The organism is Pontibacter burrus, from assembly GCF_010686685.1.
Classification (GTDB): domain Bacteria; phylum Bacteroidota; class Bacteroidia; order Cytophagales; family Hymenobacteraceae; genus Pontibacter; species Pontibacter burrus.
On the sequence record NZ_JAAGWD010000025.1, the window covers coordinates 1 to 639 of the forward strand.

Consider the following 639-nt stretch of genomic DNA (forward strand, 5'->3'; position numbering starts at 1 on the left):
AAACTGGCTCAGTATTTCATCTTTATCACTCGTTTCACCTAGAAATTTTCTGAGCCTGAAGCCGTATTTAGAGTGCAGTATTTCTGTATACCTGTTGATAATTCTAACATCATCTGCATCTATAGCCGTTGAATCGTTAGATGTGTACTCCGGCTCATTTCCTTCAGGAACATAAATGAAGGCGTATTTGAATTTATCAGTGCCTATTTCATTAATTATTTCTGTTAAGCAAGATTCCTTTTTGGATGCCTTATGAATTATGCTTTTTCTTTGAATAAGAAGGTTGTTTACAATGGGGTTATCTCTATACTTTCCTGTAGCTGGATCAATATACTTGGTAAGCTTTTTGGTTATTTCTCTATAGTTCGCTAGTTCTTCATGAACTAGATCTACAAATTTGGGGAAGTAGTGATAACGACATAATATGCCGTCTTCTATGGCCTTCTGCATATTATATACAAAGGTGTAGTTAGGAGGAGAGGAGTTGAAAAACTGACATAACTTAGCTTCTCCTTCCCGGTCATATACTCTTTCAGGAGTAGCTGATAGGCCAATTCTTTTTCCTATTCCAATAGGTAGGAGATTTAGCAACTGAGATGAGCCAAAGGTATGAGCCTCATCAGCAATAAGGGTTAGTTT

At 36.8% G+C, this 639-nt stretch carries 1 protein-coding gene; it reads right to left on the reverse strand.

What is annotated here, in order from left to right; all coding sequences use genetic code 11:
* Positions 1–639, reverse strand: a 639-nt coding sequence (locus tag GXP69_RS18895) for a DEAD/DEAH box helicase (protein WP_204282099.1), incomplete at both ends; no start/stop codon positions are given.